Source organism: Enterobacter sp. SM3, from assembly GCF_009811935.2.
Lineage (GTDB): Bacteria > Pseudomonadota > Gammaproteobacteria > Enterobacterales > Enterobacteriaceae > Enterobacter > Enterobacter asburiae_D.
This window is the reverse complement of the sequence record NZ_CP099971.1, coordinates 3,108,736-3,123,653: the sequence shown is the minus strand read 5'-3', so window position 1 is coordinate 3,123,653 and position 14,918 is coordinate 3,108,736. Positions and strand designations below refer to the sequence as shown.

Below are 14,918 nucleotides of genomic sequence, written 5' to 3'. Positions count from 1 at the left end.
TACCTATGAAAATAGCAATGATATTACCTAGCCTTGCAAAAAGTGGTCCTGGGATTCAAGTGGAAGCTTTGTGCAAGCTGCTTACAGCACAGGGTTGTTATGTAGAAATATTTTATTTGCGTGAAAACACAAAGAACAAACTCAGTTTTGTTGGGATAAAGAAAAATAGGGTGGATTTTTCTTTAGGTACCATTAATAAATTTCGTGGGTTCGATATTGTTCACAGCCATGGTTTTTTCCCTGATTTATTACTTGTATTGCTGCGCTGCTCTGGAGTTAGAGCAGCATTTGTAACAACAATGCATAACTTTCTTAAAGAGGATATATTTTCAAGATATAAACCAATGAAAGCAAGAATATCTGTCTTTTTATGGAAGCTTGTTCTCTCATTTATCCCTAATAAATTTGTATTCACATCGATAGCGAAAAATTATTACAGTTCTTTTTCAAATGGAGATGTTTATATTGTTAGCAGTGGAATCGATGTGTTAGCAGTTGAAAGTAAAATTGAGGAAAGCTCAGTTCTTGAAGATGAATATATTGAAGCCGCCGCCTCTTTAGTAAAACGAAATCTGAAAATTATTGGTTCAACTTCTATTATTACATCAGGGAAGCATCTGGATACCATCGTCCATGCCCTACCTTTTTTACCGAATCATGCCGCTATTTTTGTCGGCGGTGGTGCCAGGGAAAAAGAGTTAATAGATCTAGCCATTAGTTTGAAGGTTTATGATCGTTGCATATTTACTGGGTTTAGAGCAAACCCACTCCCTTATCTTAAGACATTTGATATTTATGCAATGCCAAGTTCAAGTGAATCCTTTGGGCTAAGTTTATTTGAAGCCATAATTGCTAAGCTTCCAATTATATGTCGTGATTTGCCAGTTTATAGAGAACTCCTGGAAAATGACAATATCTGTTTCTTTGATGGTACTGTTTCAGATTTCGTTAAAGTAGTTAACTCCATGGATACTTGCAATGAAGAATTGATTTCGTCTTTATATAATATGGTTAGTCAAAATTATGACATGTCAGTCGTTGCATCAAAATACCGTGCTTGCTATAGGGATTTAATAAAGAAATGATCGATTTTAGTGTTCTAATGTCCTTATATACTAAAGAGACCCCTGGTAATTTGGAGCAATGCTTTGAAAGTCTTTTTAATCAAACCTATCAAGCTAACGAAATTATTGTAGTGCTGGATGGGCCGATAAACGAACAATTACACTCCGTCATAAATAAGTGGGCGGAGTTTTTACCACTACATATTGTTCCACTACCAAATAATGTTGGTTTAGGCAATGCGCTTAATATTGGAATGAAGAGTTGTAATCATGCTCTAATTGCGAGAATGGATACCGATGATATTTGTGTGCCAAATCGCTTTGAGCTTCAGATAAGAAAGTTTAGTGAATCCCCTGAACTTTGTATTTTAGGAGGGGCAATCAGCGAATTTGAAAACGACATTAATATTTCTACCGGCGTTCGAAAAGTACCTGAAACGCATGTGGATATTTTGAAATATGCAGTTTTAAAAAACCCCTTTAATCATATGACGGTTATGTTCAAAAAAGATGAAATTATGAGCGTTGGTGGTTATATGCATCACCATTTTATGGAGGACTATAATTTATGGCTAAGAGTTTTATCAAAAGGGAAAACTGTAGGTAATATAGCTGATATATTAGTCTACGCAAGAACTGGAAATGCTATGTTAAACCGTCGTCGTGGTTTGTCTTATATCCACAGCGAGTTAATACTGGCGAGACTTAAACATAAACTTGGTTTTCAAAATTTTTTATCCGCTTCGTGCATCTTGTTGTTGCGCTCTCTTCCAAGATTGTTGCCAATAACCTTATTTAGAAAAATATATTCAGTCATGCGGAAGCAATGAAAATTCATAGGTTATTTTTTAATGTTAAATAAACATATTTTTAGTTTAACATCACTACGTTTTTTTGCAGCAGTTGGCGTATTTCTGCATCATCTAGGCGTTCTTAATTCAGTTGACAATCCAATAATAAAATCTTTCGCAAGATATTTTTTTTCTGGCTATGCTGGAGTTACTTTTTTTTATATATTGTCCGGTTTTATAATATCGTATAGCTTCAGGAAACATAAAGCGGATGGGTATTTTGATTCTAAGGATTTTATTTTCTTTAGAGTCGTTAGGATATTTCCTGTCCATTGGTTAACATTGTTGTTTTCTTTTTTTGTTTTTAGCCATTTCTCTAATTTTGACTTTTTGAACATCATTGCTCTTATTTTTAACTTTTTTTTGCTGCATGCATTTATTCCGTTGGAAGATGTTTATTTTTCATTTAATCCAGTGAGTTGGAGTCTTTCTTGCGAACTTTTCTTTTATTGTAGCTTTGTATTTTTAGTAGTGTTAAAAACTCGTTTTTTACTAATTTTGTTAGCAATGATACTAGTGCTTCAATTTTATTTCTTGATTCACCCACAAGACCTAGTATCTGATCACTGGCTGTTCTACATAAACCCTTTCTTTAGAATTAATGGATTCATTATTGGTATGCTTTTATGTCGCATGCATGTTTCAAAAATGCCTGTATTGTCTGAAAGTATGTTTAGTTTCATGGAGATATTATCAGTTATTTTGTTAGGGTTGACGTTGTATCTTTCTACTAATTTTATTTCTGATATGAATTTACGCTATGATTTGCTATTTATACCCGCAATGGCATTTATGGTGTTTGTTTTTTCTTATGACGGCGGGGTCATTTCTAAATTATTATCGCATCGTTGTTTTGTTCTTTTAGGAGAGGCATCATTCTCTTTTTATATGATTCATTTAATTGTCATAAGGGTTATTTTTAAAATAACAAATGACAATCATACTGATGATATCTTAGCTATAATGTTGACGGCTTTAACTGCATTTATTTTGTCTGTTTTAGGATCTGTTATTATATTTAAATTATTCGAGGTTCCTGTTAATAAAGCACTGCGAAATCGATGGTTAAAATTCAGATACAAAAAATAAGGGTTTAGTGTCATCGCTATACTTTGTTCCCAAACTCACATCTTAACTGTATAATCACCATATCTCATATTTAGAAATTACAACTATTCACACCTGACAGGAGTATGTAATGTCCAAGCAACAGATCGGCGTTGTCGGTATGGCAGTGATGGGGCGCAACCTGGCGCTCAACATCGAAAGCCGTGGTTATACCGTCTCCGTTTTCAACCGCTCCCGTGATAAGACCGAAGAAGTGATTGCCGAGAATCCAGGCAAGAAACTGGTTCCTTTCTATACGGTGAAAGAGTTCGTTGAGTCTCTGGAAACGCCTCGTCGTATCCTGTTAATGGTGAAAGCGGGCGCAGGTACCGATGCAGCTATCGACTCCCTGAAGCCTTACCTCGAAAAAGGTGACATCATCATTGATGGCGGTAACACCTTCTTCCAGGATACCATTCGTCGTAACCGTGAGCTGTCCGCAGAAGGCTTCAACTTCATCGGTACCGGTGTTTCCGGTGGTGAAGAGGGCGCGCTGAAAGGCCCATCCATCATGCCTGGCGGCCAGAAAGATGCATACGAACTGGTTGCACCTATCCTGACCAAAATCGCAGCCGTGGCTGAAGATGGTGAGCCTTGCGTAACCTATATCGGTGCAGACGGTGCAGGTCACTATGTGAAAATGGTGCACAACGGTATCGAATACGGCGACATGCAGTTGATCGCTGAAGCTTATTCCCTGCTGAAAGGCGGTCTGAACCTCTCTAACGAAGAGCTGGCTGAAACCTTTACCGAGTGGAACAAAGGCGAGCTTAACAGCTACCTGATTGACATCACCAAAGATATCTTCACGAAAAAAGATGAAGAGGGTAAATACCTGGTTGATGTGATTCTGGATGAAGCAGCGAACAAAGGTACCGGTAAATGGACCAGCCAGAGCTCTCTGGATCTGGGCGAACCGCTGTCTCTGATCACCGAATCCGTATTTGCGCGTTACATCTCTTCTCTGAAAGAGCAGCGCGTCGCGGCATCTAAAGTGCTGTCTGGCCCACAGGCCAAACCTGCTGGTGATAAAGCCGAATTCGTTGAAAAAGTGCGTCGTGCACTGTACCTGGGTAAAATCGTTTCTTACGCGCAGGGCTTCTCTCAGCTGCGTGCGGCGTCAGACGAGAACAACTGGGACCTGAACTACGGTGAAATCGCGAAGATCTTCCGCGCGGGTTGCATCATTCGTGCGCAGTTCCTGCAGAAAATCACCGATGCCTATGCTGAAAACGCCGGTATCGCCAACCTGCTTCTGGCACCGTACTTCAAGAAAATTGCGGATGAATATCAGCAGGCGCTGCGTGACGTGGTTGCCTACGCTGTTCAGAACGGTATCCCGGCTCCGACCTTCTCTGCAGCAGTCGCCTACTACGACAGCTACCGTGCGGCTGTTCTGCCTGCTAACCTGATTCAGGCACAGCGTGACTACTTTGGTGCGCATACTTACAAACGTACCGATAAAGAAGGCGTGTTCCATACCGAATGGATGGAATAAGTTAGCTTACTCGCTTTAATCAAAACCCGGAGCCTGTCTCCGGGTTTTTTTATGCAAAAAATGTCGCCTGTTATTCGAAGTAGTCTGAATCTCGGCCCGCTCGTAGTGATTACTCCTGGTTTGCCTTGACAGTTCAGTTTGCCAGGAGGTACAAAGCCCAACAGTTATGTTTATCGCGATGGTCTGGCGGCCATCAGTACAGTTAACTCACAGAAGTCATTAGCGAATGAAAATAACAATCTCCGGAACAGGGTATGTCGGTCTTTCTAACGGCATTTTGATTGCTCAGAATCATGAAGTGGTTGCGCTGGATATCGTGCAGGCCAAAGTGGATATGCTCAATCAGAAACAATCGCCGATTGTGGATAAAGAAATTCAGGACTATCTCAGCAATAAACCGCTGAATTTCCGCGCCACGACAGATAAAGAAGATGCATACCGCAATGCGGATTACGTCATCATTGCGACGCCTACTGACTACGATCCTAAAACCAACTACTTCAACACCTCAACTGTAGAAGCGGTGATCAAAGACGTTATCGCGATCAACCCTGATGCGGTGATGGTCATTAAGTCAACGATTCCTGTTGGTTTCACTAAATCCATCAAAGAGAAGTTTGGGATTGATAACATCTTCTTCTCGCCGGAGTTCCTGCGCGAGGGGAGAGCACTTTACGATAACCTGCATCCTTCGCGTATTGTTATTGGCGAACGCTCTGAGCGTGCTGAGCGCTTTGCCGCGCTGCTTCAGGAAGGGGCGCTTAAGAAAGATATTCAGGTGTTGTTTACCGACTCCACTGAAGCTGAGGCGATTAAGCTCTTCGCGAATACCTATCTGGCAATGCGAGTGGCTTATTTCAATGAGCTCGACAGTTACGCAGAGAGTCTTGGACTGAACACCCGTCAGATTATTGAAGGGGTGTGTCTCGATCCGCGCATTGGTAATCACTACAACAACCCTTCATTTGGCTACGGTGGCTACTGTCTGCCAAAAGACACCAAGCAACTGCTGGCAAACTACCAGGCTGTGCCAAACAACCTGATATCGGCGATTGTTGATGCTAACCGTACACGTAAAGATTTTATCTCCGATTCCATCCTTGCGCGTCAACCGAAAGTCGTCGGTGTATACCGTCTGATCATGAAGAGTGGCTCCGATAACTTCCGCGCTTCTTCTATTCAGGGGATCATGAAGCGCATTAAGGCGAAAGGGGTTGAGGTTGTTATCTATGAGCCAGCCATGCCGGAGGATCAGTTCTTCAATTCACGGGTGATCCGCGATCTGGACGCATTTAAGAAAGAAGCCGATGTCATCATTTCAAACCGCATGGCGGAAGAGTTGGCTGACGTGGCGGATAAAGTGTATACCCGCGATCTGTTTGGTAGTGATTAATAAAAAATGTTCTTTAAAAGGACAGACCGTAATGGTCTGTCCTTTTTTATATTTGATGTTAATTGAGGAAAATGTCTTTTATTTAATTAAAATATGCTGAGGAAGGTATTTCTTAAATTTATTCATTGAGTCCTGAATACTGTCTTTCGAAATAGTGAAAAGAATATCATCTTCTGTTTCTTTTTGACGAACAGCACCGAAACGCTCGTGGAACCTAATGACAGAAAGATTACCTTTACGGACATCGAAGTGGGCGCGGGTAAAACCTAATCTCAACGCGTAGTAGTAGACTAAAAGCGCCGACTCAATTGCGAAATGTGAAGGTGCATCCTCATGAATGACCCATGATCCCCAGCAGAAAGAATCTTGTTGCTGATCATAAATTCTTACCGTACCAAAAGGTATATCTTCGAGATCGGTAATGATAAAGTAGGCTTGACCCTCACTTTTCAGATAACCTTCGATCCATTTTTCTTGTGCCTTAGTATCATCAGAGGTCGTGCTTATAAATCGACCCTTTTTCTCATTCGTTCTCAGCGCAACAATGAAAGCTGCGTCATCGATTTTTACATTTCGAAGTTTAACAGAGCGACCTACGATAAGATCTGTCTGGTGAATTACTGGAATAGACATAGCAGTTCCTTTTTGCGTAGACATATTGAATGTATTCAAATTTTATAGAAACGTTTGTACCAGTCTACAAAGTTCTTCACCCCATCTTTAACCGAGGTTTGTGGTTTAAATCCGATTACCTCATAAAGCGCCTGTGTATCGGCACTGGTCTCCAGGACATCGCCTGGCTGGAGAGGCAGCATATTTTTCTCTGCCTTTTTACCCAGCGCGTCTTCCAGCGCGGTGATGTAATCCATCAGTTCTACTGGCGAACTGTTACCGATGTTGTAAACCCGGTAAGGCGCTGAGCTGGTCGCCGGGGAGCCGGTCTCAACGGTCCAGTTTGTGTCAGACTGAGGAATAACATCCTGCAGACGAACAATGGCTTCAGCGATATCATCAATGTACGTGAAGTCGCGCTTCATCTTACCGTAGTTATAGACATCAATGCTTTTGCCCTCAATCATCGCCTTAGTAAACTTAAACAGGGCCATGTCCGGGCGTCCCCACGGACCGTATACGGTAAAGAAGCGCAGGCCGGTGGTTGGCAAGTTGTACAGATGCGAATAGGTGTGCGACATCAGCTCATTGGCTTTTTTGGTCGCAGCATAGAGTGAGACCGGGTGATCCACGGAATCGTCTGTGGAGAAGGGCATCTTGCGGTTAAGGCCATATACAGAGCTGGATGAGGCATACAGCAGGTGCTGAACGTTATTATGGCGGCAGCCTTCCAGCACGTTGAGATGGCCGATAAGGTTGGCATCCGCATACGCGTGAGGGTTTTCCAGGGAGTAGCGTACGCCCGCCTGCGCGGCCAGATGAATCACACGATCAAACTTCTCACCAGCGAAAAGTGCGGCCATACCTTCGCGGTCGGCTAATTCCAGCTTGTGGAAGGTGAAACGCTCAGATTTTAACAGTTCCAGGCGTGCCAGCTTCAGGTTGACATCGTAGTATTCATTGAGGTTATCGATACCAATAACCTGATGACCAGCCTCAAGGAGGCGTTTACTGACATTCGCACCGATAAAACCTGCGGCACCCGTGACTAAAAATTTCATAGCTTCCCTCATAAAACCTGTTCTTACAGATGCCATAGCGCATCACATAGCGTTTATGATAGCGCGAAGGATGTAAGTTACATAACCCATCTTTCCGATATTACTCATCGGATTCTTATAGAAAAATCGCCAGTAATAGATAAACTATACAAACAAAATTATGTTTGCCCTTTTTCATCTGTTAGGGATTGTATGACGCAAAACAACAATAGCCAGGTCAGCCGAAGCAATGACCCTGAGCAAATTGATTTACTTGATTTAGTGCTGCAACTGTGGCGTGGAAAGTGGACGATAGCAGTCTTTGTTGTTGTTTTTATTGCCCTTGCTATTGGTTTTTTATCTATTGTAAAGGAAAAATGGACGTCAAGTGCAATTATTGCACAACCTGATGCTGCTCAGATAGCCAGCTATTCTAATGCATTGAATATCCTCTACGGTACCGCAGCACCTTCAATGCTTGATAATCAAACACGTGCTATTGGTCGTTTTAACTCCTCATTCTCCGCGTTGTCGCAGGCGCTGGAAAATCAGTCAGTGCCTGAAAAACTTACCATTGAGCCCACGGTTAAAGGACAGCCGTTACCATTAAGCGTCTCCTATACCAGTACATCCGCAGAAGCCGCACAAAAGCAATTGGCGCAGTATATCCAGCAGGTCGATGAGCAAACGGCGAAAGAACTTGCCGTTGACCTTAAGGACAACATCAAGGAACAGATAAAAACCCTGAATGACTCCCTGCAAAACCAGGAGAAGGTTGCTCAGGAGCAAAAAGATCTGCGTATCAAACAGATTGCTGAGGCACTCAAGAACGCTGAAGCAGCGAAAATAACCTCGCCGCAGGTCCAGCAAACCCAGGAGGTGACTCAGGAAACATTGTTCCTGCTGGGTAGCGAGGGGCTGAAATCGATGATTGACAATGAGGCTTCTCGTCCGCTGGTCTTCCCAACGGCCTATTACCAGACCAGGCGAAATCTGTTGGACATCCAGAATCTGAATGTAAACCCTGACACGATCCACGTTTACCGGTATGTCATGAAGCCGGAACTCCCAGTACATCGTGACAGTCCGAAAAAAGCGGTTGTTCTGATTCTTGCCGTGCTGCTGGGTGGTATTATCGGTTCAGGTTTCGTGCTTGGCCGTAACGCCTTACGCAACTACAAACCAAAAGCCTGATTTGCAGATTAAAAAAAACCGGGGATATACCCCGGTTTTTTTTATTTGTGACGCTTACGAAGATTCTCTATCACCGCCGTCAAATCCAGCTCCTGATCCTGCAGCAGCACCAGCAGGTGATACATCAAATCAGACGCTTCATTCGTCAGTTCCTCGCGGTCATGCACCGTCGCGGCCAGCGCGGTCTCAACGCCTTCTTCTCCTACCTTCTGTGCGATACGCTTGGTTCCGCTGGCGTACAGCTTCGCGGTATAAGAACTCTCCGGATCCGCCGTTTTACGCTCTGCCAGCAGCTGTTCCAGTTGATACAGGAACAACCACTGGTGGCTCGTCTCGCCGAAGCAGCTGCTGGTCCCTTTGTGGCACGTTGGCCCAATCGGGTTTGCCAGCACCAGCAGGGTGTCGTTATCGCAGTCGGGCGCCATGCTGACCACATTGAGGAAATGGCCCGAGGTTTCCCCTTTGGTCCACAGGCGCTGTTTCGTGCGGGAGTAGAAGGTCACTTTGCCGCTGTCGATCGTTTTCGCCAGCGCGTCCTGGTTCATATACCCTAGCATCAGCACTTCACCTGAGACGGCGTGCTGGACCACCACCGGCAGTAATCCGTCCGTTTTTTCCCAGTCCAGCTGCGCCTGTTGTTGCTCTGTTAACATACCCTGATCTCCACGCCCTGGTCGGCCAGGTACGTTTTTAACTCACCAATATTAATAATCTGTTTGTGGAACACGGAAGCGGCCAGCGCACCGTCCACGTTGGCATCGCGGAAGGCTTCGAGGAAGTGTTCCATAGTGCCCGCGCCGCCGGAGGCAATCAGCGGAACGTGGCAGACCGCACGGACTTTTTTCAGCTGCTCGAGGTCATACCCGTTACGCACGCCGTCCTGGTTCATCATGTTGAGGACAATCTCGCCCGCGCCACGCTTCTGCACCTCCTGCACCCAGTCGAGCGTTTCCCACTGCGTCACGCGCGTGCGGCTTTCATCTCCAGTGTACTGGTTGACGTGGTACTTGCCCGTTGCGGCGTCATACCAGGTGTCGATCCCAACCACAATACACTGTACGCCAAAACGATCGGCAAGGCGGGTGATCAGCTCCGGGTCGGCCAGGGCGGGAGAGTTGATAGAAATCTTGTCGGCGCCAAACGAGAGAATTTTGGCGGCGTCGTCTGCGGACTTAATCCCGCCCGCCACGCAGAACGGAATGTCGATCACCTCTGCCACGCGTGCCACCCAGCTTTTGTCGACCACGCGGCCATCGCTGGACGCGGTGATATCATAAAAGACCAGCTCGTCTGCACCTTCATCGGCATAGCGTTTTGCCAGCGGGACGATGTCGCCAATGATCTCGTGGTTGCGGAACTGCACGCCTTTCACGACCTGACCATCGCGTACGTCAAGACAAGGAATTATCCGTTTTGCCAGCATTGAATCGCCTCCGTCACAGTAAATTTACCTTCCAGCAGAGCCCGGCCCACAATCACACCCTGTACACCGGTACCGCGGAGTGCGGCCACGTCGGCAATATCACCGATACCGCCAGAAGACTGGAACGCTACCTGCGGATAACGCGCACAGACCTCTTCATACAGCGAGACGTTAGAACCCGCCAGCGTTCCGTCCCGGGAGATATCCGTGCATAGCACGTGCTTCAGGCCGACGGGCAGATAGATATCGACCAGCTCTTCCAGCGTTACGCCGGAGTTTTCCTGCCAGCCGCTAACGGCCACCTGTTTGTTACCCTGTTCGTCAATACGCACGTCCAGCGCCAGTACAAGGGCGTCGGCGCCAAAGCGGCGGAACCAGCCTTTCACCGTTTCAGGTTCTTTCACCGCGGTTGAACCCACCACCACGCGGGCCACGCCAGCGTCCAGCAGCGCCGCAACGTCATCTTCCGTGCGCACGCCGCCGCCGACCTGCACGGGCACATCAACACCGGCGACCAGATTTTTCAGCAGCGGGATTTGGCGTTTCGCCGGGTCTTTCGCGCCCGTCAAATCCACCAGATGCAGCACCTGAGCCCCCTGGGCGGCATAATCCTGCAGACGCGGCAGCGGGTCGTTTCCGTAGTCTCGCTGCTGGCCGTAATCGCCCTGGTGGAGACGGACAACCGTGCCGTCAATTAAATCTAAAGCGGGAATTATCATCACATCTCCAGGAAGTTTTTCAGCAGCTGCGCGCCCGCAGCACCAGAGCGCTCCGGGTGAAACTGCACGCCGAAGAAATTGTCTTTTTGTACGGCTGCCGTAAACGCCTCGCCGTAGGTGCACTGGGCGATCGTATTCACGTTCACCGGCATGGCGTAGCTGTGCACGAAGTAAAAATACGCGCCGTCTTCGATGCCGCGAAACAGCCTGTCGCCCGCTTTGGCGTAAACGCGGTTCCAGCCCATATGCGGCAGAGGCAGGCCGTGGTCGGTCATTTTCGGCACGTCTTCGTCAATAATGCCCAGCAGGTCAACGCCGTTACTCTCTTCGCTGCGGCGGCCCAGGATCTGCATGCCAAGACAAATGCCCAGCACCGGCTGGGTACAGGCTTTGATCAGATCGACCAGCTCGCGTTCGCGAATCTGATCCATCGCGGCCTGCGCGGTTCCCACGCCCGGTAAAAAGAGTTTGTCGGCGCGCAGCACCACGTCCGGGTCACGGCTCACCACCGGCTCATAGCCGTGGCGCGCAATCGCCGATTTCACGGAGTTCAGGTTGGCGCATCCGGTATCCAGAATCACCACGTTCATTACAGCACTCCTTTCGACGAGGGCAGTGCGTCGCCTTCCACGCGAATCGCCTGGCGAAGGGTACGGCCAAAGGCTTTGAAGAGACTCTCCACGCGGTGGTGATCGTTCTTACCTTTGGTCTTCAGGTGCAGCGTCAGGCCCATGGTGTAGGACAGTGAGCGGAAGAAGTGCTCCACCATTTCTGTGCTCAGATCGCCCACGCGCTGATAGGTGAAATCGGCTTTATATTCCAGGTGCGGACGACCGGAGATGTCCATCGCGCAGCGCGCCAGACACTCGTCCATCGGCAGGACAAAGCCAAAACGGTTAATACCGCGCTTATCGCCAAGCGCCAGCTTCAGGGCTTCGCCCAGCGCCAGGCCGGTATCTTCCACGGTGTGGTGATCGTCGATATAAAGGTCGCCTTTTACCGCGATCTCCATGCGGAAGCCACCGTGGGTGGCAATCTGGTCCAGCATATGGTCGAAGAAACCGACGCCGGTGTGGATCTTGCTGCCGCCTTCACGGTCCAGCCAGACCTTCACATCAATCTGCGTCTCTTTGGTGTTGCGCTCAACGTGGGAATAGCGGTCGCGCTTTGTCAGCTGCTCGCCAATCTTCGCCCAGTTAAGGTTGTTGCGGTCGTAGCGCAGCCCCGCGATGCCCATGTTTTCCGCCAGCGTGATATCGGTGATACGATCGCCGATGACATAGCTGTTGGTTTTATCCAGCGCATCTTCAGCCAGGTAGCGCTCTACCAGCTTCACCTTTGGCTTACGGCAGTCACACTCGTCGGCTGGCATGTGCGGGCAAATTAGCACGTCATCAAATACCACGCCCTGAGAGGTCAGCACCTGCATCATCAGGTTGTGCGGGCCGTCAAAATCCGCCTGCGGGAAGCTGTCGGTACCCAGACCGTCCTGGTTGGTGATCATCACCAGCTTAAAGCCTGCTTTTTGCAGATTAAGCAGCACCGGGATCACGTCCGGTTCAAAAGCCAGCTTGTCGAATCGATCGACCTGAAAATCGGCTGGTGGCTCCGAAATAAGGGTGCCGTCACGATCGATGAAAAGGATCTTCTGGGTCATACTTTCTCCGCTTTCAGGGCGTCAATCACGCGCTGGCTCTCTGCACGGGTGCCTACGGTAATGCGCAGGCATCCGCTCAGAGAAGGTTGTTTATTCTGGTCTCGTAAGATAATGCCCTGATCCCACAAAGATTTAAATACGGCGCTGGAGGCGGTGAAGCGTACCAGGATGTAGTTGGTTTCCGAGTCGAACACCTGCTCCACGCAGGGAATATCCTTCAGAGCGGTCACCAGATACTGACGTTCCTCCAGGATTTGCGCCACGCGCTCGCGCATCGCGTTGATTCCCTGAGGCGTCAACGCCTGTGCTGCAATATCGGCAACCGGCGTCGAGAGCGGGTACGGGGCGATCACTTTCAGCAGCAGGTCTATGACTTCTTTATTCGCCAGGGTGAATCCGCAGCGCAAACCCGCAAGGGCAAAGGCTTTCGACAGCGTACGCAGTACCACCAGGTGCGGGTACTCCTCCAGCCAGCCTGCAAGCGTTGCCTGCGGGCAGAACTCGATGTAGGCTTCGTCGGCCACCACCAGGGCTTTACCGCGCGTCATCTCCAGCAGGGTGCGGATATCCTGCGGGTTGATAATCTGTCCGGTCGGGTTGTTCGGGCTACAGACAAAGACGACTTTTACGCCATCAAGATTGTCTGCAATGCCCTGCAGATCCAACTGCCAGTTCTCCAGCGCCTGCACGTTGCGGCACGCCACGCCGAAGGTTTCCGCGCTGACGCTGTACATGCCGTAGGTAGGCTGGCAGTACATCACCGCGTCTTTGCCCGGCTCGCAGAAGGCGCGGATCAGCAGTTCAATACCCTCATCCGCACCGCGGCTGACCAGTACCTGCTCCGGCTTCACGCCCGCGTACTGCGCGTAGTTTTCAATAACGGCCTTTGGCTGACACTCCGGATAGCGGTTCAGCGTTTGCTGGGACAGCTCAAACTGCACCGCCGTTGGAAATTCGTTGGCGTTCAGCCAGACATCCCCTTTGCCGCCGAGACGACGCGCGGACTGGTAAGGCGTCAGGCGACGGACATTTTCGCGGGCTAACTCTTCAATGTTCATGCTTGCTCCTTCAGGGCTGCAACGCGCAGCGTAACGGCATTTTTGTGGGCGGTCAGCCGCTCGGCGGCAGCGAGGGTTTCAATAGTCGAAGCCAGTGACGCAAACCCTTCGCGGGAGAGTTCCTGCACGGTCATGCGTTTCTGGAAATCCGCCAGGCCCAGACTGGAGCAGGTAGAGGTGTAGCCATACGTGGGCAGCACGTGGTTGGTGCCGGAGGCGTAATCCCCCGCGGACTCTGGGGACCAGTCGCCGAGGAACACCGAGCCCGCGCTGGTAATGCTATCGACCAGATCGCGCGCGCTGCGGGTCTGAATAATCAGGTGCTCCGGACCGTACTGGTTGGAGATGGCAATGCACTGGTCCAGATCGCGCGCCACAATCAGGCGGCTGGCCGCGAGCGCCTGGCGCGCCGTGTCGGCGCGGGGCAGGTCGGCAAGCTGACGCTCAACGGCTTCGCCTACGCGTTTCGCCATATCGGCATCCGGCGTCAGCAGGATGACCTGCGAGTCCGGGCCGTGTTCCGCCTGAGAAAGCAGGTCGGAGGCAACGAAGTCTGGCGTTGCGCCGCTGTCGGCAATCACCAGTACTTCAGACGGGCCGGCAGGCATATCGATGGCCGCGCCGTCCAGGCGCTGGCTGACCTGACGCTTGGCTTCGGTCACGTACGCATTGCCCGGGCCAAAGATTTTGTCGACCTTCGGAATGGATTCCGTGCCGAACGCCAGGGCTGAAATCGCCTGCGCACCGCCCACTTTATATACCGCCTGCACGCCGCACAGCTTCGCCGCATAAAGGATCTCGTCGGCAATCGGTGGCGGTGAGCAAAGCACCACTTTCTGACACCCGGCAATGCGTGCGGGAGTCGCCAGCATCAGCACGGTGGAGAAAAGCGGGGCAGAGCCGCCAGGAATATAGAGGCCGACGGAGGCAACCGGGCGCGTGACCTGCTGGCAACGCACGCCGGGCAGGGTTTCGACATCGACGCTCTGCAGCTTTTGCGCGGTGTGGAAGGTATCAATGTTTTTCACCGCGACGGCCATCGCCTGTTTGATGTCGTCACCCAGACGGTTGCTGGCGTCAATGATTTCCTGCTCGGTTACCCGTAATGCGCCGACTTCCGTCTTATCAAATTTTGCACTGTATTCACGCAGTGCGTCATCGCCACGGGCTTTGACGTTGTCCAGGATCTCCGCCACGGTGCGTGAGATGCTTTCTGAGGCGGAAATCGCCGGGCGCATCAGCAGCTCGCGCTGCTGTGCGTCGCTACAGGTATTCCAGTCGATGATTGTGTTAAAGCTCATG

General features: G+C 49.3%; 15 protein-coding genes. 6 read left to right on the top strand and 9 right to left on the bottom strand.

The features are described 5' to 3' along the window. Positions 1 to 5 precede the first annotated feature (5 nt). From GVO84_RS14700 to ugd, 5 genes are all read left to right on the top strand, one after another. Positions 6 to 1,085 (top strand): glycosyltransferase family 4 protein, encoded by a 1,080-nt coding sequence (locus tag GVO84_RS14700; protein WP_159514521.1) that lies wholly within the window; start codon positions 6 to 8, stop codon positions 1,083 to 1,085. Next, positions 1,082 to 1,894: a glycosyltransferase gene (locus GVO84_RS14695; protein WP_100121837.1), complete on the top strand. Its 813-nt coding sequence runs from the start codon at positions 1,082 to 1,084 to the stop codon at positions 1,892 to 1,894. The genes GVO84_RS14700 and GVO84_RS14695 overlap by 4 nt, the downstream gene beginning before the upstream one ends. Before the next feature lie 21 nt (positions 1,895 to 1,915). Next, entirely contained in the window at positions 1,916 to 3,004 is a 1,089-nt protein-coding gene (locus GVO84_RS14690) for an acyltransferase family protein (protein WP_159514520.1), read from the top strand. A gap of 109 nt (positions 3,005 to 3,113) precedes the next feature. Beyond that, a complete protein-coding gene (gene gndA / locus GVO84_RS14685) occupies positions 3,114 to 4,520 on the top strand; it encodes an NADP-dependent phosphogluconate dehydrogenase (protein WP_159514519.1) in 1,407 nt (468 codons plus the stop codon). A gap of 226 nt (positions 4,521 to 4,746) precedes the next feature. After that, on the top strand, positions 4,747 to 5,913 hold the full coding sequence (gene ugd, locus GVO84_RS14680; protein WP_159514518.1) for a UDP-glucose 6-dehydrogenase: 1,167 nt from the start codon (positions 4,747 to 4,749) through the stop codon (positions 5,911 to 5,913). Between the two features lie 78 nt (positions 5,914 to 5,991). Here ugd and GVO84_RS14675 read toward each other — a convergent pair whose 3' ends face one another. Beyond that, complete coding sequence (locus GVO84_RS14675; RefSeq protein WP_159514517.1) at positions 5,992 to 6,546, bottom strand: GNAT family N-acetyltransferase; 555 nt, start codon at positions 6,544 to 6,546, stop codon at positions 5,992 to 5,994. A gap of 35 nt (positions 6,547 to 6,581) precedes the next feature. Next, positions 6,582 to 7,586, bottom strand: a complete 1,005-nt coding sequence (locus tag GVO84_RS14670; RefSeq protein ID WP_159514516.1) for an NAD-dependent epimerase — start codon at positions 7,584 to 7,586, stop codon at positions 6,582 to 6,584. 192 nt (positions 7,587 to 7,778) lie between these two features. Between GVO84_RS14670 and wzzB the strand changes: the two genes are divergently transcribed. Next, positions 7,779 to 8,759 (top strand): LPS O-antigen chain length determinant protein WzzB, encoded by a 981-nt coding sequence (wzzB, locus tag GVO84_RS14665; RefSeq protein WP_159514515.1) that lies wholly within the window; start codon positions 7,779 to 7,781, stop codon positions 8,757 to 8,759. Between the two features lie 41 nt (positions 8,760 to 8,800). Here the strand turns inward: wzzB and hisIE are convergent, their stop codons facing one another. The 7 genes from hisIE to hisD are packed head-to-tail and all read right to left on the bottom strand — an operon-like array spanning position 8,801 to position 14,917. After that, positions 8,801 to 9,412, bottom strand: coding sequence for a bifunctional phosphoribosyl-AMP cyclohydrolase/phosphoribosyl-ATP diphosphatase HisIE (gene hisIE / locus GVO84_RS14660; RefSeq protein WP_047173629.1), 612 nt, complete (start codon positions 9,410 to 9,412; stop codon positions 8,801 to 8,803). After that, positions 9,406 to 10,182 (bottom strand): imidazole glycerol phosphate synthase subunit HisF, encoded by a 777-nt coding sequence (gene hisF, locus GVO84_RS14655; RefSeq protein WP_023330862.1) that lies wholly within the window; start codon positions 10,180 to 10,182, stop codon positions 9,406 to 9,408. The genes hisIE and hisF overlap by 7 nt, the downstream gene beginning before the upstream one ends. After that, the gene (hisA, locus tag GVO84_RS14650) at positions 10,164 to 10,901 is read right to left on the bottom strand and encodes a 1-(5-phosphoribosyl)-5-[(5-phosphoribosylamino)methylideneamino]imidazole-4-carboxamide isomerase (RefSeq protein WP_159514514.1); all 738 of its coding nucleotides are present in this window, start codon (positions 10,899 to 10,901) and stop codon (positions 10,164 to 10,166) included. Before hisA ends, hisF begins: the two co-directional genes overlap by 19 nt. Then, positions 10,901 to 11,491 (bottom strand): imidazole glycerol phosphate synthase subunit HisH, encoded by a 591-nt coding sequence (gene hisH, locus GVO84_RS14645; RefSeq protein ID WP_032646447.1) that lies wholly within the window; start codon positions 11,489 to 11,491, stop codon positions 10,901 to 10,903. Before hisH ends, hisA begins: the two co-directional genes overlap by 1 nt. Then, positions 11,491 to 12,558, bottom strand: coding sequence for a bifunctional histidinol-phosphatase/imidazoleglycerol-phosphate dehydratase HisB (gene hisB / locus GVO84_RS14640; RefSeq protein WP_032642809.1), 1,068 nt, complete (start codon positions 12,556 to 12,558; stop codon positions 11,491 to 11,493). Before hisB ends, hisH begins: the two co-directional genes overlap by 1 nt. Then, positions 12,555 to 13,616 (bottom strand): histidinol-phosphate transaminase, encoded by a 1,062-nt coding sequence (gene hisC, locus GVO84_RS14635; protein ID WP_032658765.1) that lies wholly within the window; start codon positions 13,614 to 13,616, stop codon positions 12,555 to 12,557. Before hisC ends, hisB begins: the two co-directional genes overlap by 4 nt. Further along, positions 13,613 to 14,917, bottom strand: a complete 1,305-nt coding sequence (hisD, locus tag GVO84_RS14630) for a histidinol dehydrogenase (RefSeq protein WP_159514513.1) — start codon at positions 14,915 to 14,917, stop codon at positions 13,613 to 13,615. The genes hisC and hisD overlap by 4 nt, the downstream gene beginning before the upstream one ends. Position 14,918: the final 1 nt, after the last annotated feature.

Excerpts from the sequence above, each read along its gene's own strand:
- ugd (WP_159514518.1), top strand. The coding sequence starts at position 4,747 with ATGAAAATAACAATCTCCGGAACAGGGTATGTCGGTCTTTCTAACGGC.
- hisH (WP_032646447.1), bottom strand. The coding sequence starts at position 11,491 with ATGAACGTGGTGATTCTGGATACCGGATGCGCCAACCTGAACTCCGTG.
- GVO84_RS14670 (WP_159514516.1), bottom strand. The coding sequence starts at position 7,586 with ATGAAATTTTTAGTCACGGGTGCCGCAGGTTTTATCGGTGCGAATGTC.
- GVO84_RS14690 (WP_159514520.1), top strand. The coding sequence starts at position 1,916 with ATGTTAAATAAACATATTTTTAGTTTAACATCACTACGTTTTTTTGCA.
- hisB (WP_032642809.1), bottom strand. The coding sequence starts at position 12,558 with ATGACCCAGAAGATCCTTTTCATCGATCGTGACGGCACCCTTATTTCG.
- GVO84_RS14675 (WP_159514517.1), bottom strand. The coding sequence starts at position 6,546 with ATGTCTATTCCAGTAATTCACCAGACAGATCTTATCGTAGGTCGCTCT.
- hisD (WP_159514513.1), bottom strand. The coding sequence starts at position 14,917 with ATGAGCTTTAACACAATCATCGACTGGAATACCTGTAGCGACGCACAG.
- hisC (WP_032658765.1), bottom strand. The coding sequence starts at position 13,616 with ATGAACATTGAAGAGTTAGCCCGCGAAAATGTCCGTCGCCTGACGCCT.
- hisF (WP_023330862.1), bottom strand. The coding sequence starts at position 10,182 with ATGCTGGCAAAACGGATAATTCCTTGTCTTGACGTACGCGATGGTCAG.
- wzzB (WP_159514515.1), top strand. The coding sequence starts at position 7,779 with ATGACGCAAAACAACAATAGCCAGGTCAGCCGAAGCAATGACCCTGAG.
- GVO84_RS14695 (WP_100121837.1), top strand. The coding sequence starts at position 1,082 with ATGATCGATTTTAGTGTTCTAATGTCCTTATATACTAAAGAGACCCCT.
- hisIE (WP_047173629.1), bottom strand. The coding sequence starts at position 9,412 with ATGTTAACAGAGCAACAACAGGCGCAGCTGGACTGGGAAAAAACGGAC.
- gndA (WP_159514519.1), top strand. The coding sequence starts at position 3,114 with ATGTCCAAGCAACAGATCGGCGTTGTCGGTATGGCAGTGATGGGGCGC.
- GVO84_RS14700 (WP_159514521.1), top strand. The coding sequence starts at position 6 with ATGAAAATAGCAATGATATTACCTAGCCTTGCAAAAAGTGGTCCTGGG.
- hisA (WP_159514514.1), bottom strand. The coding sequence starts at position 10,901 with ATGATAATTCCCGCTTTAGATTTAATTGACGGCACGGTTGTCCGTCTC.